This window comes from Xanthomonas sp. 3498 (assembly GCF_014199795.1).
Taxonomy (GTDB): Bacteria; Pseudomonadota; Gammaproteobacteria; order Xanthomonadales; family Xanthomonadaceae; genus Xanthomonas_A; species Xanthomonas_A rydalmerensis.
The window spans coordinates 1227562-1245965 of sequence record NZ_JACHOH010000001.1; the positions used below are offsets into that span (position 1 = coordinate 1227562).

General features: G+C 67.9%; 13 protein-coding genes. 6 read left to right on the forward strand and 7 right to left on the reverse strand.

The window, feature by feature from the left end:
- Positions 1-31: 31 nt before the first annotated feature.
- Both coxB and GGR66_RS04905 read right to left on the reverse strand, forming a co-directional pair.
- Positions 32-1024 carry a cytochrome c oxidase subunit II gene (coxB, locus tag GGR66_RS04900; protein ID WP_160968824.1) on the reverse strand — a complete coding sequence of 331 codons (993 nt, stop codon included), beginning with the start codon at positions 1022-1024 and terminating at the stop codon, positions 32-34.
- A gap of 20 nt (positions 1025-1044) precedes the next feature.
- A complete protein-coding gene (locus GGR66_RS04905) occupies positions 1045-1521 on the reverse strand; it encodes a DUF2244 domain-containing protein (RefSeq protein ID WP_029561818.1) in 477 nt (158 codons plus the stop codon).
- Between the two features lie 262 nt (positions 1522-1783).
- On the opposite strand from GGR66_RS04905, the gene putA reads away from it, so the two are divergent.
- Entirely contained in the window at positions 1784-4978 is a 3195-nt protein-coding gene (gene putA / locus GGR66_RS04910; protein ID WP_184447483.1) for a bifunctional proline dehydrogenase/L-glutamate gamma-semialdehyde dehydrogenase PutA, read from the forward strand.
- A gap of 314 nt (positions 4979-5292) precedes the next feature.
- Here putA and GGR66_RS04915 read toward each other — a convergent pair whose 3' ends face one another.
- Positions 5293-5841, reverse strand: coding sequence for a hypothetical protein (locus GGR66_RS04915; protein WP_184447408.1), 549 nt, complete (start codon positions 5839-5841; stop codon positions 5293-5295).
- A gap of 675 nt (positions 5842-6516) precedes the next feature.
- The gene (locus tag GGR66_RS04920; protein WP_160968826.1) at positions 6517-7857 is read right to left on the reverse strand and encodes an outer membrane protein transport protein; all 1341 of its coding nucleotides are present in this window, start codon (positions 7855-7857) and stop codon (positions 6517-6519) included.
- Positions 7858-8104: 247 nt separating this feature from the next.
- Between GGR66_RS04920 and GGR66_RS04925 the strand changes: the two genes are divergently transcribed.
- Genes GGR66_RS04925 through GGR66_RS04935 form a run of 3 tightly spaced genes read left to right on the forward strand, consistent with a single transcriptional unit; the run spans position 8105 to position 10144 of the window.
- Positions 8105-8797, forward strand: coding sequence for a rhomboid family intramembrane serine protease (locus tag GGR66_RS04925; protein ID WP_010340917.1), 693 nt, complete (start codon positions 8105-8107; stop codon positions 8795-8797).
- A gap of 35 nt (positions 8798-8832) precedes the next feature.
- Entirely contained in the window at positions 8833-9153 is a 321-nt protein-coding gene (locus GGR66_RS04930; protein ID WP_017908048.1) for a DUF1820 family protein, read from the forward strand.
- A gap of 4 nt (positions 9154-9157) precedes the next feature.
- Positions 9158-10144, forward strand: coding sequence for a D-2-hydroxyacid dehydrogenase family protein (locus GGR66_RS04935; RefSeq protein ID WP_184447409.1), 987 nt, complete (start codon positions 9158-9160; stop codon positions 10142-10144).
- A 65-nt stretch (positions 10145-10209) separates the two neighbouring features.
- On the opposite strand, the gene GGR66_RS04940 is transcribed toward GGR66_RS04935, so the two are convergent.
- A complete protein-coding gene (locus tag GGR66_RS04940) occupies positions 10210-11709 on the reverse strand; it encodes a S41 family peptidase (protein ID WP_184447410.1) in 1500 nt (499 codons plus the stop codon).
- Positions 11710-11813: 104 nt separating this feature from the next.
- A complete protein-coding gene (locus GGR66_RS04945; RefSeq protein ID WP_184447484.1) occupies positions 11814-13022 on the reverse strand; it encodes a peptidoglycan DD-metalloendopeptidase family protein in 1209 nt (402 codons plus the stop codon).
- Between the two features lie 205 nt (positions 13023-13227).
- Between GGR66_RS04945 and GGR66_RS04950 the strand changes: the two genes are divergently transcribed.
- Positions 13228-13890 carry a hypothetical protein gene (locus GGR66_RS04950; protein WP_160968832.1) on the forward strand — a complete coding sequence of 221 codons (663 nt, stop codon included), beginning with the start codon at positions 13228-13230 and terminating at the stop codon, positions 13888-13890.
- A gap of 81 nt (positions 13891-13971) precedes the next feature.
- Entirely contained in the window at positions 13972-15714 is a 1743-nt protein-coding gene (locus GGR66_RS04955) for a M28 family metallopeptidase (protein ID WP_184447411.1), read from the forward strand.
- 717 nt (positions 15715-16431) lie between these two features.
- Here GGR66_RS04955 and GGR66_RS04960 read toward each other — a convergent pair.
- Positions 16432-17499 carry an NAD(P)-dependent alcohol dehydrogenase gene (locus GGR66_RS04960; protein WP_184447412.1) on the reverse strand — a complete coding sequence of 356 codons (1068 nt, stop codon included), beginning with the start codon at positions 17497-17499 and terminating at the stop codon, positions 16432-16434.
- Between the last annotated feature and the right edge of the window lie 905 nt (positions 17500-18404).

The following is an 18404-nucleotide window of genomic DNA, read 5'->3' on the forward strand; positions in this document are numbered from 1 at the left end:
GGCGGCTACCTCAGAAAAGGAATGCTGGAGATCAGGCGGCTTGCACGGTCAGGTGCGAGTCGGAACGAGGACGCGACAGCCGCGCCTGCGGCGGGGCCGCCGGCGCCTGGGCATCGGCGGGCGCCGCAGCGGGTGCGGCGGTGGCCGGCGCGGCAGCCGGGGCCGCCGTCGGGGTGGCCGGCGCGGGCGCGGCGGCGGGCGCCGGCTTGCGCGATGCCAGCCACTTCTGGAAGTCCTGCTTGCTCACCGCCTCGACCACGATCGGCATGAAGCCGTGGTCCTTGCCGCACAGTTCGGCGCACTGGCCGCGGTACACCCCGGGGGTGTCGATGCTGGTCCAGGCCTCGTTGATGATTCCGGGGATGGCGTCCTGCTTCCATCCCAGCGCCGGCACCCACCAGGCGTGGATGACGTCGTCGGCGGTGATGACGAAGCGCACCTTGGTGTTTACCGGCAGCACCAGCCGGTTGTCCACGTCCAGCAGATAGTGCGGGTCGTGTTCGACCGTCGGCACCGCACCGCTCTGCCGCAGCCGGTCGGAACTACGCGCCAGGCGGCTGGTGAACGAGACGTTCTCGCCCAGGTATTCGTAGCGCCACATCCACTGGTAGCCGGTGACCTTCACCGTCATCTCGGCATCGCGGGTGTCGTACATCGCGATCAGCTTGGCCGTGGCCGGCCACGCCATCACGATCAGGATCAGCACCGGGATCACCGTCCACACGATCTCGGCCTTGGTGTTGTGGCTGAACTGCGCCGGCACCGCGCCCTTGGACTTGCGGAACTTGAAGATCGCATAGGCCATCGCGCCGAACACCAGCACGCCGATGACCACGCAGACCCACAACGCGACCATGTGCGCGTCGTAGGCGTTGCGCGCGCTCTGGGTGACGCCCCTGCCCATGTTGAGCTGCCACGGCTTGGGATCGGCCGATTGCGCCCACGCCAGCGGTGCGGCCATCGCCGCCGCCAACGCCATCCCGCCCCTGACCGCCTGTTGCACCCACCCGCCGCGTTGCTTCATTGCCTAGACCCCTTGGAGCGTCATCGGTTGCGGCCGGTCACGGCCGCGAGCAAGCCTTCCAGGGTCTGCGCCAGTTGCCGGCGTTCGTCGGGGCCGAGGAACTCGCCGACCCGGACCTGCTTGCCGCTGGATGCCAGCACCACCCTGTCGTCGCCTTCGATCCGCAACCGCACCCAATGCGGATGGGCGCGGAACGCCGGCGTTCCTGCATTCGGACGGGTCACTTCCACGCAGGCCGGACCCACCCGGATATCCTCTTCGCGCTCGCCGCCGCGCCACGACCAATGCAGCGCGAGCGCCACCACGATGCTGTGCAACAGAGCGAACGCAGGCGCGAACACATTGCCCGCGAGCCACCCCAGCCCAGCCACGGCCCACATCGCCCCGGCCAGTGCGAGGAACAACAGAACGAATTGCCGGGCGTTCAACGCCCGCGGCGGTCGCAGCCGCAGCTGCGTACCCGACCCCTCCGGAGAAAACGGAAACATTTCGATCATGTCGAACCGCGCTTCCGAACCGCTCACGCCCGAGCCGCGAGCACGCCTGGATGGTAGCCCCCGGCCTGCGCGGCGGCAAGCGCGCGTTCACCACAAAAAATGCTGCAGCGCAACCAGATTCGCGTTCAGCCTCGGCGCCATCGACCGTGTCGCGACGATCCCGGCGACGCCCTGCGCGTGCAGGCACTGACATAAAATAGTGGGCTCTGTCCCTGGCCTTTCCCGCATGAACGCTCTGCCTGGCGCCGGCTCTGTTCCGGCGATGCCGTCCGCGTCTCCTTCGCCCTTGCTGTCCCCCGAACTCCCGCCCGCGCCGCAGGCCCTGCGCGCGGCGATCACCGCCGCCTGGCTCAAGGACGAAGCCGAACACGTACGCGAGCTGCTCGAGCAGGCGCGCCTGCCCGCGGCCGACCAGGCCAAGGTGCAGGCGCTGGCCGCCGACCTGGTCACCCGCGTGCGCGCCCGCGCCCAGGACCAGGGCGCGATCGAGGCCTTCATGCGCCAGTACGACCTCGGCAGCGAGGAAGGCGTGCTGCTGATGTGCGTGGCCGAAGCGCTGCTGCGCATCCCCGACCAGGACACCGCCGACAAGCTGATCCGCGACAAGCTCGGCGATGCGGACTGGAAGAAGCACATGGGCGAGAGCGACTCGATCCTGGTCAATGCGTCGACCTGGGGACTGATGCTCACCGGCAAGCTGGTGCAGATCAACGACCTCACCCGCGCCGACGTGTCCGGCGCGTTCAAGCGCCTGATCGGCCGCGTCGGCGAACCGGTGATCCGTCTGGCGGTGCGCCAGGCGATGAAGATCATGGGCCACCAGTTCGTGATGGGCCGGACCATCGGCGAGGCGCTGACCCGCTCGAAGAAGGGCGACAACGCCCACTACCGCTATTCGTTCGACATGCTCGGCGAAGGCGCGCTGACCATGAAGGACGCGCAGCGCTACCTCGATGCCTACCGCCAGGCGATCCACGCCATCGGCAGGCATTTCGCGGCGCAGCGCCAGCAGGGCGGCGGCAAGGACGCGGTGTTCGCCGCGCCCAGCATCTCGATCAAGCTCTCGGCGCTGTACCCGCGCTACGAGCATGCCAAGCGCGCACGGGTGATGGCCGAGCTGGTGCCGGGCGTGCTGGAACTGGCGCAACTGGCCAAGTCCTACGGCATCGGCTACACCGTCGATGCCGAAGAAGCCGACCGCCTGGAGCTGTCGCTGGACATCATCGAGGCCACCTTCGCCGATCCCTCGCTGGACGGTTGGGAGGGCTACGGCCTGGCGGTGCAGGCGTACCAGAAGCGCACCCCGTACACGATCGACTTCCTCGCCGACCTGGCACGCCGCGTCGGCCGTCGCATCCCGGTGCGCCTGGTCAAGGGCGCCTACTGGGACGCGGAGATCAAGCGCGCGCAGGTCGAGGGCCACCCGGGCTATCCGGTGTTCACCCGCAAGCAGAACACCGACGTGTCCTACCTGGCCTGCGCCAAGCGCCTGTTCGCGCACAGCGATGCGCTGTATCCGATGTTCGCCACCCACAACGCGCAGACCATCGCCGCGGTGCGCGCCATCGCCGGCGGCCGCGACTACGAGCACCAGAAGCTGCACGGCATGGGCGACGACCTCTACGCCGAGGTGATCCCCGCCGACCGCCTCGGCGTGCCCTGCCGCGTGTACGCGCCGGTGGGTTCGCACGAGGACCTGCTGCCCTACCTGGTGCGGCGCCTGCTGGAGAACGGCGCCAACTCCAGCTTCGTCAACCGCATCACCGACGAAGACGTGGCCATCGAAGACCTGATCCGCGATCCGGTCGAGGCCGTGTCCGCGTTCGCTTCCATCCCGCATCCGAAGATTCCGCTGCCGGTCGATCTGCTGCGCAGCCAGAACCACAACAGGAAGAACTCCATGGGCGCCAACCTCGCCAACGACAACGATCTGCGCGCGCTGGCCGACCAGCTCAACACTGCGCTCAAGCCCTGGCAGGCCGCGCCGCTGGTGCCCGGCGCGGTGATCGCCGCCGACGCCTTGCCGGTCGCCAACCCGGCCGATCATCGCCAGGTCGTCGGCCACTGGAAGCCGGCCGATGCCGCCACCGTGGAGAAGGCGCTGAGCAATGCCGCGGCCGCCTACCCGGCCTGGAACCGCACCCCGGCCGCCAGCCGCGCCACCATCCTCGAACACGCCGCCGACCTGCTGGAAGCGCGCATGCCCGAGTTCATGGCGCTGTGCGTCAAGGAAGCCGGCAAGACCCTGCCCGACGGCGTCGCCGAAGTGCGCGAGGCGGTGGACTTCCTGCGCTACTACGCCGGCCAGGCGCGCGCGCAGTTTGGCGCGCCCGAGCGCCTGCCCGGGCCCACCGGCGAGTCCAACGAACTGCAGCTGCACGGCCGCGGCGTGTTCGTGTGCATCAGCCCGTGGAATTTCCCGCTCGCCATCTTCCTCGGCCAGGTCGCCGCGGCGTTGGCCGCCGGCAACAGCGTCATCGCCAAGCCGGCCGAGCAGACCAACCTGGTCGGCCATGCCGCAGTGAAGCTGCTGCACGAAGCCGGCGTGCCCGAGGCGGTGGTGCAGTTCCTGCCGGGCGACGGCGCCACCGTCGGTGCCGCGCTGACCCGTGATCCGCGCGTGGCCGGCGTCGCCTTCACCGGCTCCACCGATACCGCGCGCGCGATCAACCGCGCGCTGGCCGCGCGCGATGCCGCCATCGGCGTGCTGATCGCCGAGACCGGCGGCCAGAACGCCTTCATCGCCGACTCCTCGTCGCTGCCGGAAGCGGTGGTCAAGGACGCGATCTCCAGCGCCTTCATCTCCGCCGGCCAGCGCTGCTCGGCCGCGCGCGTGCTGTTCGTGCAGGACGACATCGCCGACAAGGTGATGACCATGCTGGCCGGCGCCATGGCCGAACTGAAGGTCGGCGATCCCGGCCTGCTGTCCACCGACGTCGGCCCGGTGATCGACGCCGATGCGCTGCAGATCCTCACCGATCACGCCGCGCGCATGGACCGCGAGGCGCGCCCGATCGCCGTGGCCGCCACCGACGAGGCCACCGCGCACGGCAGCTTCTTCGCCCCGCGTGCCTACGAACTGCAGTCGCTGGCGCAGTTGCAGCGCGAGATCTTCGGGCCGGTGCTGCACGTGATCCGCTGGAAGGCCGACCAGCTCGACGCGGTGATCGACCAGATCAACGCCACCGGCTACGGCCTGACCCTGGGCGTGCATTCGCGCATCGACGAGACCATCGAGCGCATCGCCTCGCGCGTGGCGGTGGGCAACGTCTACGTCAACCGCAACCAGATCGGCGCGGTGGTCGGCGTGCAGCCGTTCGGCGGCCAGGGCCTGTCCGGCACCGGCCCCAAGGCCGGCGGCCCGCACTACCTGCTGCGCTTCGCCACCGAGAAAGTGGTGACGGTCAACACCACCGCGGCCGGCGGCAACGCCTCGTTGCTGACGCTGGGCGACTGAGTCGCCCCAGCCCTCGGCGCAGCGTTCCGCCCGGAGCCTGCGCCGAGTGCAGCCTGCCGCGGCGCGCATCGCACGCCGCGGACAGCCACAGAGAATCTTATTGCTAAAGAACCGAGGGATGGTCTGGAGCCTGCGGGCATTACTTCCACGCCTGAGCTGCCGAGAGCGAGACCAGCAGATGCTCTATCCGCAACGCCGCGATCTCGCGCACCGCATCGGCCGCCCTGCCGCCAGGCCCAGCGCAAACACGCTCTTCTAGCGCCGCCTGCCATGATTGCGTCCTTCAGGCCCGCGCCAGCGGGCCGGACGTGTACTCAACTGAGTTCGAGCATTACGTAGCCCCGCCCCAGATCGCAGGTCTCGGTAATGGCGGTGACGGTGGGCGTAGGATTGGTGGTGGTCAGCGTGTCGGTGGCGACGCCATTGATCACCGCGTGGATATGGAAGGTATCGCTGATGTCCAGCGACTCGAGATTGAACGAGTCGTACACCACGACGCGCTGCAGCGGCTGTCCGTTTCTGGTGATGGTAAAGGTGACTGGGCTCAAACAGGTCTTCTGGAACTGCAACTGGCTCGGATTGCGGCTGGCGACTTTCGCTACGTTGAACTCGTAGGTGCCCTCCGAGTGCGACAGCAGCACCTGCGCCAGGAAGCCGGTGGGGCCGGACGCGTCCAGCGGCGCGGAGATGTAGGTGTTGCCGTCGATGATCGCGGTGGCCGTGACCTCGTAGGCGTCGTCGGTCGGCACCTGTATCGAGGCCTTGGGTTGGATGCCCGGAATACGCGCAACCACACGCTGGCCCTTCTTGACCACGAACTGGGCCACGTATTCGGTTTCGTTGCGTAACGTGATTGTGCTCATGCGTGCTCCTGGAGTCGATGGAACGAAGGCGATCGCGCGGAGGGCGCGGTGGCGCTTGGCGATTCCGGCGGGGCGAGAACCGACAGGGCAGACGTTGGGGAAGCTCTGAGCAAGCCCCTCACCTCGGCGACACTATCAAGATCCGATCGAGGTCGTGATCCCTGACGCAACGAGCACCGTCTCCTGCGGATGCGGCAATCAGGATTTTGCGCCGACGCTGCCGCACAGGTTCCTTCGCGCCATAGCATTCAAGCGGCGACGGCGGCTGAAACTACGGAGTCGTCATCGCTGGCGGAAAGCCGTACCTGCTCCGATAGGTGATCCTCGAACGTGGTCAGTGCTTCCAGTCACTGCTCTGGTGTGGGAGGCGCGCAGGAAAGGTCATCGAGCTATTGGTTGGGTGCTGCATCAGGCGCGCGATCGTAAGCGGATGCACGTTCAGGCGCGTCCGTGTGGTGATAAAAGTGCGTCGCAGCTCGTGCATGGACAGCGCCAAGCTATCTTCGCGATTCAGATCTGACCGAAGATAGGAGCGCCCGCGCTCACTTTCTGGCCGTGAAGGTCCTGCGACTTTCAGGCAGGCGCCGCGTGTTCTCCATCTCCAGGAGCCAGCGTGAAGCAAAAAAAAAGCCCCGCCGAAGCGGGGCTTTTTCGTGCACTGCGAGGCGTCTGCGATCAGAACTTGTAGTTGACCGAGGCCGCCAGCACGTTGCCGCTCACGTCGTAGTCGCCGACCAGGGTGTTGCCGGTGGCGCTGGTGGTGGCGATGCTCGGGTCGCTGGTGAACAGGTGGGTGTAGCCGAAGCTGTACTCGGCCTGCGCGGACGGCTTCCAGGTCAGACCCAGCGAGACCCACTTGCGGCTCGCGTCCGGCACGCGCACGTCGCGGTGCTGGTCGGTGGTCGGGGTCTGGTCGTAGGCCACACCGCCACGCAGGGTCAGCGTGTCGCTCATGCGGTAGTCGGCACCCAGCGAGACGAAGGTGGTGTCGCGGTACGAGAAGTCCAGCACGCTATCGGGCTGGTTGGAGGCGAAGTCGACGGTGACCTTGTCGAACTTGCTCCAGGCGGTGCGGGTGACGTCGGCCATCACCGTCCACTGCTCGTTGATGTCGTGGGTGAAGCTGGCGGTGGCGCTGGCCGGCAGCTTGACCGTGGCACGACCCTTGGTGTCGACGAAGGTACCCGGCGCGGCGAAGGCCAGCACGGTGGCGGCATTACCCGGCACGGTGAAGTTGGCATCGCCATCGGTGATCTTGTGCTCGACCTGCGAGCGGTAGCTGAAGCCGATGTGGGTGTGCTCGTCGACGCTGAACAGGCCGCCCAGGGTGAAGCCGACCTCGGTGTTGTCGCCCTTGATGCGCGAGAAACCATCGGCGCTGCCCGGCGCGAAGCCCGGCACGCGGCGCGCGGCCAGCAGGGTGCCGAAGTCGATGGCATTGCTCAGGTCGATGTCCAGGCGCTCGGCGAACACGGACGCGCCGAACGACACGTACGGGTTGACGTCGTAGGAGAAGGCGAAGTTCAGGTCGATCGCCTGCAGCTCGGTCTTCACGCCGTTGTAGCGGCCGACCCAGTCGCGGTCGTATTCGGTCTTGAAGCCGAACGGCACGGTCAGCGAGGTGCCGAAGTGCATGTTGTTGTTTTCGCCGAACGGCATGTGGAAGTACACGGCCGGGACCGGCGCGATCATGCCGGCGTCGCCGCCGCGGCCGCCGGAGATCGGCGCACCGTTGGCATAGGTGCCGCCGTCGCCCTGGTACTTGGCCGAGAACTGGATGGCGCTGACGTCGGCCTGGAACACCTTGCCGTCGAGCTGGCGCATGCCGGCCGGGTTCACGGCGATGATCGAGGCATCGCCCGGGGCGCTGCCGGAGCCGGCAAAGGCGCGGCCCAGACCCTTGGCGCTGTTCTCCTTGAGCTGGAACGCGGCGCCGTGCGCCTGGCCCATGGCCAGCGCGCCGACGATGCCGACGGCCAGAGCGGTGAAACGGACGAACTGGGTTGCGTTTTGCATGGCTAGTTTTTCTCCGGAAGACGAATTGTCTGTGTTCGCGCCTGCGCAGGCCCGAGCCGAGCAGGCCCAGGAATGCGCGCCGGAGTCCCCTCCCGACATACGACGCCGTATGCGAGTATACCCCGCGCCGTTAACTAAACAATAACGACATGATGCGTTCAGCTTCGTGTGGAGTGGGCGTGCGTTCAGCCGGATGAAGCCGTTATCGTGGCGTCCCTGGCGGTTTCCGGTCCCCTCTTTCTCTCGCATGTTCGTCTCCATCCCTTCCCGCGAACGCACCACGCTGCGCTGGGCCACCCCGCTGCTGTTCGCGGCGATGTGGCTGGCGTTCCTGTGGTCGATCAGCCGCCCCGACGAGGCGCGCGCGACCCTGTGGCTGGACTGGGGGGCGCTCTCGGCCGGGGTCGGCAGCCCGCGCGACTGGCTGGCGACGGTGCAGGACGGCAGCGTGCTGCGCCTGTTCACCGCGCTGTTCCTGCACGCCGATTGGTCGCACCTGCTCGGCAACCTGGTGTTCCTGCTGATTTTCGGTCTGCCCGCCGAGCGCGTGCTGGGGCCGTGGCGGTTCCTGCTGCTGTTCCTGGGCGGCGGGGCGATCTCCAACCTGGCCGCGGTGTTCGCGATTGGTACCCCGGACCGGGTCATCATCGGCGCCAGCGGCGCGGTCTCGGCGCTGATCGGCACGTATCTAGCGCTGTTCCCGCGGGCCAAGCTCGGCGTGGTGCTACCGCTGGGGCTGTTCCTGGAATTCGTGCGCGCCCCGGCCTCGCTGTTGATCGGCACCTGGGCGGCGCTGCAGGTGGTCTTCGCCTACATCGGCCCGGCGTTCGGCATGGTGGCGTGGTCGGCGCACTTGGCCGGCTTCGCCTTCGGCATGGTCTACGGGCTGTACGTGCGCGCGGCGATCGCGCGACGGCTGCGCAAGCGCAAGGGCTTCTGAGCCGCGTGCGGCGACGGCCGCCTTATACTGCGCGCATGTTCAAGCACCTGTACAAAGTGACCTTCCTCAACCACGGCAAGGTCTACGAGCTGTACTGCCAGCACGTCGGCAGCAGTCACCTGTGGGGCTTCACCGAGATCGGCACGCTGGTGTTCGACGTGCACGACGGGCTGGTGATCGATCCCACCGAGGAGCGCCTGCGCGAGGAGTTCGGCGACACCAAGACGCTGCACCTGCCGATGCAGAGCATCGTGCGCATCGAGGAAGTGGAGAAGAAGGGCCAATCGACGATCCGCGATGCGGCCACCGGCGAGAAGGTGGTCACGCCGTTCCCGATGCCCGGCAAGCCCCGCTGAGTCGATGCGCATCCTGATCGCCGACGACTATCAGGATGCGGTGCGCCACCTGCCCTGCTTCGCGCGGCTGCAGGCGCACAGCGTGCAGGTGCTGACCGCGCTGGCGCCCGACCGGCAGACCCTGGTCCGCCACGCCGCCGAGGCCGAGGCGCTGGTGCTGATCCGCGAGCGCACCCGCATCGATGCCGCGCTGCTGGCGCAGTTGCCGAAGCTGCGCCTGATCAGCCAGACCGGACGGATCGGCGAACACATCGACCTGGCCGCCTGCACCGCCCACGGCGTGGCCGTGGCCGAAGGCGTCGGCTCGCCGGTAGCGCCGGCGGAACTGACCTGGGCGCTGCTGATGGCGGCCAGCCGGCGCTTGCCCGTCTACCGCGATGCGCTGCTGGCCGGGCACTGGCAGGCCACCGGCGATGCGCAGTTGGGCCGCAGCCTGGACGGCCTGACCCTGGGCATCTGGAGCTACGGCAAGATCGGTCGACGCGTCGCCGCCTACGGCCGTGCCTTCGGCATGCGCGTGCAGGTGTGGGGCGGCGAGGACAGTTGTGCGCAGGCGCGCGCCGACGGCTTCGCGGTCGCCGCCAGCCGCGAGGCGTTGTTCGCCGAGAGCGACGTGCTGACGCTGCATCGCCGCCTGGTCGCGGCCACCCGCCACCAAATCGTGCTCGACGATTTGTTGCGAATGAAGCCGGATGCGCTGCTGGTCAATACCAGCCGCGCCGAGCTGCTCGCCCCCGGCGCGCTGCTGGCCGCGCTGGACGCCGGCCGCCCGGGACAGGCGGCGCTGGACGTGTTCGAACAGGAGCCGGTGCTGGATCCGCAGCATCCGCTGCTGCGGCATCCGCGGGTGCTGGCGACGCCGCACCTGGGTTACGTCGAACAGAGCAGCTACGACCTGTATTTCGGCGCGGCCTTCGACAACGTGCTGGCCTTCGCCGCCGGCACGCCGCAACGCCTGGCCAATCCCGACGTCCTCAGCGCCGCCGACTAGCCGCTGGCCGCCACCGCGCAGCGGCCAAGCCGCGCGCGATGGGGGTGTGGCGGGCCGCGGCCGGCTCAGGGGCTGGAGGCCGGCGCAGGCTCGGTCTTGTCGGACTTGGTCTTTGCAGGTTCGGACTTGGCGGGCTCGGGCTTGGCCGGTTCCGCCGCCGGCTGCTTCGCTGGGGCTGCCTTCGGCGCCGCGCCCGCCGGCTTGTGCGCCGGCTTGGCCTTGCCCTTGCCGGCCGGTGCCGCCGCAGCCGCCCGCGCCACGGCGCCGGGCTGCTTCAGTTCGGCCAGCGCCTGCGCGATCGGACCATCGCCCGGCAGCACATCGCCGGCGCGGTAGCCTTCTTCGCCCTCGTCGTCGCCATGCAGGTGGCCCGGCAGGGTCGCTTCGCTGTAGTCGGCGATCGCCGCCGGCTTGTCGGCATCCTCCGCGCTGGCCTCCGGGCGCAGCACCACGTCGGGCACGATGCCGCTGGCCTGGATCGACTTGCCGCTGGGGGTGTAGTACCGCGCCGTGGTCAGCTTGACCGAGTCGCCGTTGTCCAGCGGCAGCACGGTCTGCACCGAGCCCTTGCCGAAGGTGCGGCTGCCGACGATGCGCGCGCGCTTGTTGTCGCGCAGCGCGCCGGCCAGCACTTCCGAGGCGCTGGCCGAACCGGCATCCACCAGCACCACCATCGGCGCACCGTTGAGCAGGTCGCCGGGAGTGGCGTCGAACTTGGAATCGCTGACCGAGATACGCCCGCGGGTACTGACGATGGTGCCCTTGTCGAGCACGTCGTCGGCCACCTGCACCGCCGCGGTCAGCAGGCCGCCCGGGTTGCTGCGCAGGTCCAGCACCAGCCCGCGCAGCTTGCCGCCGGCCTGCGCCTGCAACTGCTGCAGCTGCTTGTGGAAATCGGCGCCGGTGTCGGCCTGGAAGGTGCTGATGCGGATGTAGCCGTAGCCGGGTTCGAGCATGCGGCTGCGCACGCTGGCCACGCGGATGGTCTGCCGGGTCAGGGTCACGTCGAACGGCTTGGCCACCTTGTCGCGGGCGATGGTCAGCACGACCTTGCTGCCCGACTCGCCGCGCAGCGGCTCCATCGCCTTGACCGCGCTGATCGGCTTGCCGTCGATGGCGATGATGATGTCGCCCGAACGCAGGCCGGCGCGTGCGGCGGGCGTGTCGTCGATCGGCGAGACCACCTTGAGCGTGTTGTCCGGCAGCTGCAGCAGCTCCACGCCGATGCCGTCGTAGGCGCCGCTGGTCTGCTCGTCGAACGCTTCGGCGTCTTCCTTGCTGAAATAGGTGCTGTGCGGATCCAGGTCCAGCAGCAGGCCACGGATCGCGGACTGCATCAGCTTCTTGTCGTCGACCGGATCGACGTAGGCTTCCTTCACCGCGTTGTAGACCGCGACGTAGCGGCGGATCTCGTCCAGCGGCACCTTGGCGCTGGCCGATTCGGTGGAATCGGGATCGTCGGCGCTGGCCGCCGGGGCCGTGGGCGTCTGCGCCTCGGCGCGTTGCGCCATCGACGGCAGCGGCGCCAGAGCGAGCAACAGGGCTGCGGACAGGACTACGCGCATGAAGCACTCCGATTGGGGAAGGCCCGCACCGTGCACGGCGCGATTGCCCGGATTATGCGCGAAGCCGAGCTAAATTCGCGTTGAACGCGCGCAGCCGGCGCCGCTCAGCGGCGCTGCAGCCACGACGACGGATCCACCGGCTGGCCATTGCGGCGCAGTTCGAAGTACAGCGCCGGGCGGCCCTGGCCGCCGGAATTGCCGACCTTGGCCACCGCATCGCCGCGCTTGACCTTGGCGCCGGCGTCGCGCAACAAGGTGTCGTTGTGCGCGTACAGGCTCATGTAGCCGTTGCCGTGGTCCACGATCAGGATCATGCCGTAGCCGGTCATCCAGTCGGAGAACACCACCGTGCCATCGGCGACGGCGGTAACGGTGCTGCCGGCGGGCGCGGCGATCAACACGCCGCTGCTGGTGCGCCCATCGGGCAGCCTACCGCCGTAGCGCGCGATCAGATCGCCCGACAGCGGCCAGCCCAGACCGCCGACCTTCAGCGGCGGCGCCGAGGCGACCACCTTGGGCGGCACCTTGCCACCGCCACGCCCGGACTTCGCCGCGGCCTTGGCCTGCGCCGCCTGTTCGGCCGCTTCGCGCTTGGCCGCGGCACGACGCTCGGCTTCGGCACGGGCCGCGGCGGCGCGCAGGTTGGCGAGCAGGGTTTCCAACGCCTTGGCATCCTGGCCCAGCGCCTTCTCGCGTTCGCTGCGGTCCTGGTAGCGCTGGTCCAGTTCCGAGACCACGCTGGCGCGCTGCTTGCGGTCGCGCTGCAGCGCCTGGGCCTGTTCCTGCTGGCGGCGCTGGGCCTCGCTCAGTTGCTGCTTCTGTTCGACGACCTCGCGCTGCACCTGCTCCAGCGCCTGCAGCTCGTGGGTCAGGGTGGCGATGCGCTGCGCGCGCTCGCGCTGCAGATAGCGGTGATAGGCCAGCAGGCGGTTGGCGTCGGCCACGCGGTCCTGCGCCAGCAGCAGCTTCAGCGGCGCATTGCCGCCGATGGCATAGGCCGCACGCAGCAGTTGCGCCAGTTCGGCGCGCTGGCGGGTCAAGCCGCTGCGCAGGCCATCGCGCTTGCGCTCGAGTTCGGCCAGCGTCTGCTGGTGCCGCTGCAGCGCCTGTTGCGTCTGCGCCAGGCTGCGGCCGGTGGCGGCGACCTTTTCGTCGGCATCGCGCAACTGGCGTGCGGCATCGCCGCGCTTGCCTTCCAGTTGCCGCCGTTCCTCGGCCACGCTCTTCAGCTCGCCGCGCACCTTTTCCAGGCGCTTCTCGGCCTCGCGCGGGTTCTGCGCCACGGCCAATCCGGCGGTCAGCAACCAGGCCATCGCCAGCAGGCTGCGCAACGGCCCTCGCCAGTGCCCGGGCGCACGCCGCTCGACCGCGCGGGGCGCGGCGGAACGCAACGGGACAGGAGCGGCTGCGGGCAAGAGAGGGTCCAGTGACTTCAGGCAGGTGTGGATTGTAGCGAAGCGTGTTGTGATCGCCCCACGATTGATTGCTGCCGCAGCGCCGGCGCCCGGGAGGTGAGGGATGAAACGCATGCATCTGGCGGTTGTGCTGACACTGGCCCTGGCGGCCGGCCCGGCGTTCGCGGACGAAGGCATCAGCAAGGTCAACGGCAGCATCACCGCCGACGCCGGCAAGCAGTACGGCGACCTGGAAACCGTGAACGGCAGCATTACCGTGCAGTCGGGCGCCCAGGTGGGCAGCGTGGAAACGGTCAACGGCAGCGTCAAGGTCGCCGACGGCGCGCAGACCAAGGGTCTGTCCACGGTCAACGGCGGCATCACCCTCGCCGAGCGCGCGCAGGTCGCCGGTTCCATCGAAACCGTCAACGGCGGCATCTTCGTCGACCGCGGCGGCCGCGTCAGCGGCGGCATCGAGAGCGTCAACGGCAGCATCGGTCTGGTCGCCACGCAGCTGGACCACGGCATCGAAACGGTGAACGGCGACATCACCGTCGGCCACGATTCGCATGTCGGCGGCGGCATCTCGATCAACAAGCCCAGCTTCAGCATGTCGTTCAAGCCCACGCGCAAGCCGCGGGTCATCGTCGGCCCGCGAGCGGTGATCGACGGCCCGCTGCGCTTCGAGCGCGAAGTCACCCTGTACGTGCACCGCAGCGCCAAGACCGGCCCGATCACTGGCGCCACCGCGCTGCCCTTCGACGGCGACACCGCGCCGAACAACTGAGCCGTGCCGCGTCGCCGCGCCCGTCCGGGCGCATGCGGCTTGCCTATAGAATCCAGGGTTCCCTCGCCAACAGGAGCCCTCATGACCCGCAAGCTCATGCTGTGCCTGGCCGCGGCGGCGACGCTGACCGCGTGCAAACGCGAAGCGCCTGCCCCGGCCGCCGACGCCGCGCCGCCGGCCGCTGCGCCCGCACCCGCTCCGGCGCCCGCGCATGCGTTTTCCACCGGGATCGCGCCGGCGGACTTCGCCGAACTGGTCAAGACGCTGTCCTCCGACGCCTTCGAAGGCCGCGGTCCCGGCACAGCTGGCGAAGACAAGACGGTCGCCTACATCCGCGACCAGATGCAGCGCATCGGCCTCCAGCCGGGCAACGGCGACAGCTGGTTCCAGGACGTGGCGATGACCGAGACCACGGCGGCACCCAGCACAACACTCACCATCGCCCACGACGGCGCAGCGCGGCAGCTCGCCTTCGGCACCGACATGGTGGTGGGTACGCGCACCGGCCAGCCCGAGGTCAAGCTCGATGGCAGCGACATGGTCTTCGTCGGCTACGGCGTGGACGCGCCGGAGCAGAAGTGGAACGACTACGCCGGCCAGGACTGGAAGGGCAAGACCGTGGTGATGTTCGTCAACGACCCCGGCTTCCACACCGGCGAAGGCAGCCTGTTCGAAGGCAAGCGCATGACCTACTACGGGCGCTGGACCTACAAGTTCGAGGAAGCCGCACGCAAGGGCGCTGCCGCCGCGTTGATCGTGCACGACACGCCCGGCGCCAGCTACGGCTGGGACGTGGTCAAGAATTCCTGGTCCGGCGCGCAGTACGATCTGCCGGCGAAGGACGATCCGGAGCCGCGCATCCCGGTGCAAGGCTGGATCACCGCCGACGCCGCCAGGAAGCTGTTCGCCGACGCCGGCCTGGATCTGGCGCAGGCGTACAAAGACGCCAGCAAACGCGGCTTCAAGCCGGTTCCGCTGAAGGCCAAACTCTCGGTGGACCTGAAGAGCACGATTGCCGAGAAGACCTCGCGCAACGTGGTCGGCGTGCTGCCCGGCGGCAGCCGCGCCGACGAAGCGGTGCTGTACATGGCGCACTGGGATCACCTGGGCAAGCACGATGGCGAACCGGGCGACAACATCTACAACGGCGCGGTCGACAACGCCACCGGTGTGGCCGGCATCCTGGAAATTGCCGAGGCGTTCGCGCACCAGCAACCCAAACCCGAGCGCTCGGTGGTGTTCCTGGCGGTGACGCTGGAGGAGTCGGGGCTGCTCGGTTCCAAGTATTACGTGGCGCATCCGACCTTCCCATTGAACAAGATCGCCGGCGTCATCAACCTGGATGCGATGCCGGTGGCCGGACGTGCCAAGGACCTGGTGGTCAACGGGTTCGGCAGTTCCCAACTGGAAGACCTGCTCAAGCCCATCGCTGCCGCACAGGGCCGCGTGCTGCACGCCGAAGACGCGCCGCAGAGCGGGTTCTACTTCCGTTCCGATCACTTCAACTTCGCCAAGGCCGGCGTGCCGGCGCTGTACATCGACGGCGGTGAGGACCTGATCGACGGTGGCATCGAGGCCGGACGCCGTGCCGCGGCGGAATACGCCAAGCGCTACCACTCGCCGGCCGACGAGTACGACCCGGCAACCTGGAAACTCGACGGCGTGATGGACGACCTGCAGGCGGTGTATGGCGTCGGCAAGGAACTGGCGGCCGGCGACAGCTGGCCGAACTGGTACCCGGACAACCCGTTCAAGGCCGCGCGCGACAAGATGATGGGCAGGCCGACGTCGCTACCGGCAACGGCGCCTGCCAACGGCAAGTAGTCGGCTGCGCATCTTTCGCTTCCATGGCAGCGGCGCTTCGGCGCCGTTGTTGTATGTGCAGGCCATCAGGCGTGCCGCGTATGGGACACGACGACATTGCATTTCGATTGTCGCTGTCCGGCTGCGATCAAAATCACTCCGACAGCGCGCTACGGTGTGCGCCGTTGCAGGAACGACTGCGTGGCGCCTTGAGCAGCAATACGAGACACAACCGTAGCGGCTTCAGCCGCGACGGGCTTAGCCGGTCACTCCTGTCGCGGCTGAAGCCGCTCCTACAACGGCGGATAGCGCACCGGTCGCTTGGATGTCCGCGGCCCCATCGATGTGCAACGCGAAATCGTAGGCTGTCGGTCTGTCGGTGTGTCTGTCGGTAGCGTAGCGATTCTGATTGGCGTTCTTTGCGGTTTTCTTCGATCGCGACAACCCGCATTCGCGGCCGACACGGAGCATCGCCCCCTAAAGCGCGTGGCCCTCTCTGCGTCCATGCACCGCTCTGCGTATCGGCTGCCTCAATCATGCGGCGCCCTGTGACTGCGTCCCTAGGATGCCGAGATCTGTCGCCTGGCGGCGACGGTTCCATTGCCCTTGCGGCACACTACGATCTCAGCGGCACGCTCCCAATAAAAAAGCCCGGGCATGCTCTTGCCCGGGCTTCCATGGCCGCGCCATGACGCGTGATGTGCCCGCGGTAGCCGACCGCTACCGCGGACAACCGCCTCAGGCCGCTTGCTTGGCCTGCCCCAGGCTGGCCATGTCGATGACGAAGCGGTACTTCACGTCGCCCTTGAGCATGCGCTCGTAGGCCTCGTTGATCTGCGCCATCTCGATCGTCTCGATGTCGGACACGATGTTGTGCTTGGCGCAGAAGTCCAGCATCTCCTGCGTCTCGCGGATGCCGCCGATCAGCGAACCGGCCAACTGGCGCCGCTTCAGGATCAGATTGAACACCGCCGGCGACGGATGCGGCTCGGCCGGCGCGCCGACCAGGGTCATGGTGCCGTCGCGCTTGAGCAGGGTCAGGAACGCATCCAGATCGTGCGGCGCCGCGACGGTGTTGAGGATGAAATCGAAGCTGTTGGCGTGCGCCGCCATCTCGTCGGGATTCTTCGACACCACCACCTCGTTGGCGCCCAGGCGCAACGCATCCTCGCGCTTGCCGGCCGACGTGGTGAACAGCACCACGTGCGCGCCCATGGCGTGGGCGATCTTCACGCCCATGTGCCCAAGGCCGCCCAGGCCGACGATGCCGACCTTCTTGCCCGGGCCGACCTTCCAATGGTTCAGCGGCGAATAGGTGGTGATGCCGGCGCACAGCAGCGGCGCCACTGCAGCCAGTTGCTTGGCATCGTGGCGGATGTGCAGCGTGTACTTCTCGTCGACCACGATGTGATCGGAGTAGCCGCCATAGGTGTTCTCGCCGCCGAACATCGGACCGTTGTAGGTACCGACAAAACCGTTCTCGCAGTACTGCTCCTCGCCATCGGCGCAGGAGGCGCAATGCCGGCAGCTGTCGACCATGCAACCGACGCCGGCCAGATCGCCAACCTTGAAGGCGCCGACCTGGTCGCCCACCGCGGTGACGCGACCGACGATTTCATGGCCCGGCACCGACGGGTACTGGGTGTTGTGCCACTCGTTACGCGCGGTGTGCAGATCGGAGTGGCAGACGCCACAGTAGAGGATCTCGATGCTGACATCGTGCGCGCCGAGTGCGCGGCGTTCGAAGGTGAAGGGGGTCAGCGGCTGATCGGATGCCTTGGCGGCGTATCCATTGGCTTGGCTCATGGGGAAGGCCTCGTGGTGGGTGAAAGGGGCCGAAGGGCGATGCGCGAGCAGGCAGAAGATGCCGCGCACGCGTTCGCCGGAATTGTAAAAAGTCTAAGCGCCATGGCATGAAAGGCACGCATCGCCATATGGAACGGTGCGATGCGCGAGTTCAAAACCCGCTTTAGACGCCCTTAGTTGTGGACTGGCGCACGTAAGCAGCTGAACGTAGATGCACTTCACTGATGACATGCAGACGGCGGGACTTCATCGGCAAAGCGGACCCTGCGGATGGCCAGCAGCGATTAACAAGAAGCGCGACAGAAGGCAGGGTGTGAGTGCAACGCACCCGAGCGCAGTTCCACTCGCAAGCGCTCCGGAAATTGCGCGTTTTACTGCCTTGGTGCACCGCTGATTCTTCCCATGGTCACCAGTCGATCGCTGTACGCGGTCCATCCGCACGCTGTAATTGGTTAGCGCGGCCGCATGCTGACGTAATGGCCTGGAGCTGCTTAACAGCTGGATCGCGGGGAGCCTGAGGCCGCTGCAAGGCCGCGCCTTCGGCTCGCAGCATCGTGCGCGGTGCCCGGCGTGACGCGGGTGCGAGGTATCAGATTTGGAGTGCATGTGCTCTGCAGTCGCGATCCACGCCGTCTCGCAGCGCCTCGTCCACATGCACATGCACACAGTGCGGCACGGCCAGCGAAGAAGATCTTCTGCCGTGTTGAGCGGCGTTTGGCTCGCTGCAGAGAGAGCCCTGTAGAGCCGTTGGCCGCGCGGCGCTCGCGTGCGAGGGATTTTTCTCACGCAATAAAAAATCCCCGTCCTTTAGGGACGGGGATTTGGGGTAAAGCCCCTGGCGATGACCTACTCTCGCATGGCTTGAGCCACACTACCATCGGCGCAGCTGCGTTTCACTTCCGAGT

Bases quoted from the DNA above. Each gene is read 5' to 3' on its own strand.
- GGR66_RS04955 (WP_184447411.1), top strand. From the start codon at position 13,972: ATGACCCGCAAGCTCATGCTGTGCCTGGCCGCGGCGGCGACGCTGACC.
- GGR66_RS04950 (WP_160968832.1), top strand. From the start codon at position 13,228: ATGAAACGCATGCATCTGGCGGTTGTGCTGACACTGGCCCTGGCGGCC.
- GGR66_RS04930 (WP_017908048.1), top strand. From the start codon at position 8,833: ATGTTCAAGCACCTGTACAAAGTGACCTTCCTCAACCACGGCAAGGTC.
- GGR66_RS04945 (WP_184447484.1), bottom strand. From the start codon at position 13,022: ATGGCCTGGTTGCTGACCGCCGGATTGGCCGTGGCGCAGAACCCGCGC.
- coxB (WP_160968824.1), bottom strand. From the start codon at position 1,024: ATGAAGCAACGCGGCGGGTGGGTGCAACAGGCGGTCAGGGGCGGGATG.
- GGR66_RS04905 (WP_029561818.1), bottom strand. From the start codon at position 1,521: ATGATCGAAATGTTTCCGTTTTCTCCGGAGGGGTCGGGTACGCAGCTG.
- putA (WP_184447483.1), top strand. From the start codon at position 1,784: ATGCCGTCCGCGTCTCCTTCGCCCTTGCTGTCCCCCGAACTCCCGCCC.
- GGR66_RS04935 (WP_184447409.1), top strand. From the start codon at position 9,158: ATGCGCATCCTGATCGCCGACGACTATCAGGATGCGGTGCGCCACCTG.
- GGR66_RS04915 (WP_184447408.1), bottom strand. From the start codon at position 5,841: ATGAGCACAATCACGTTACGCAACGAAACCGAATACGTGGCCCAGTTC.
- GGR66_RS04960 (WP_184447412.1), bottom strand. From the start codon at position 17,499: ATGAGCCAAGCCAATGGATACGCCGCCAAGGCATCCGATCAGCCGCTG.
- GGR66_RS04920 (WP_160968826.1), bottom strand. From the start codon at position 7,857: ATGCAAAACGCAACCCAGTTCGTCCGTTTCACCGCTCTGGCCGTCGGC.
- GGR66_RS04940 (WP_184447410.1), bottom strand. From the start codon at position 11,709: ATGCGCGTAGTCCTGTCCGCAGCCCTGTTGCTCGCTCTGGCGCCGCTG.
- GGR66_RS04925 (WP_010340917.1), top strand. From the start codon at position 8,105: ATGTTCGTCTCCATCCCTTCCCGCGAACGCACCACGCTGCGCTGGGCC.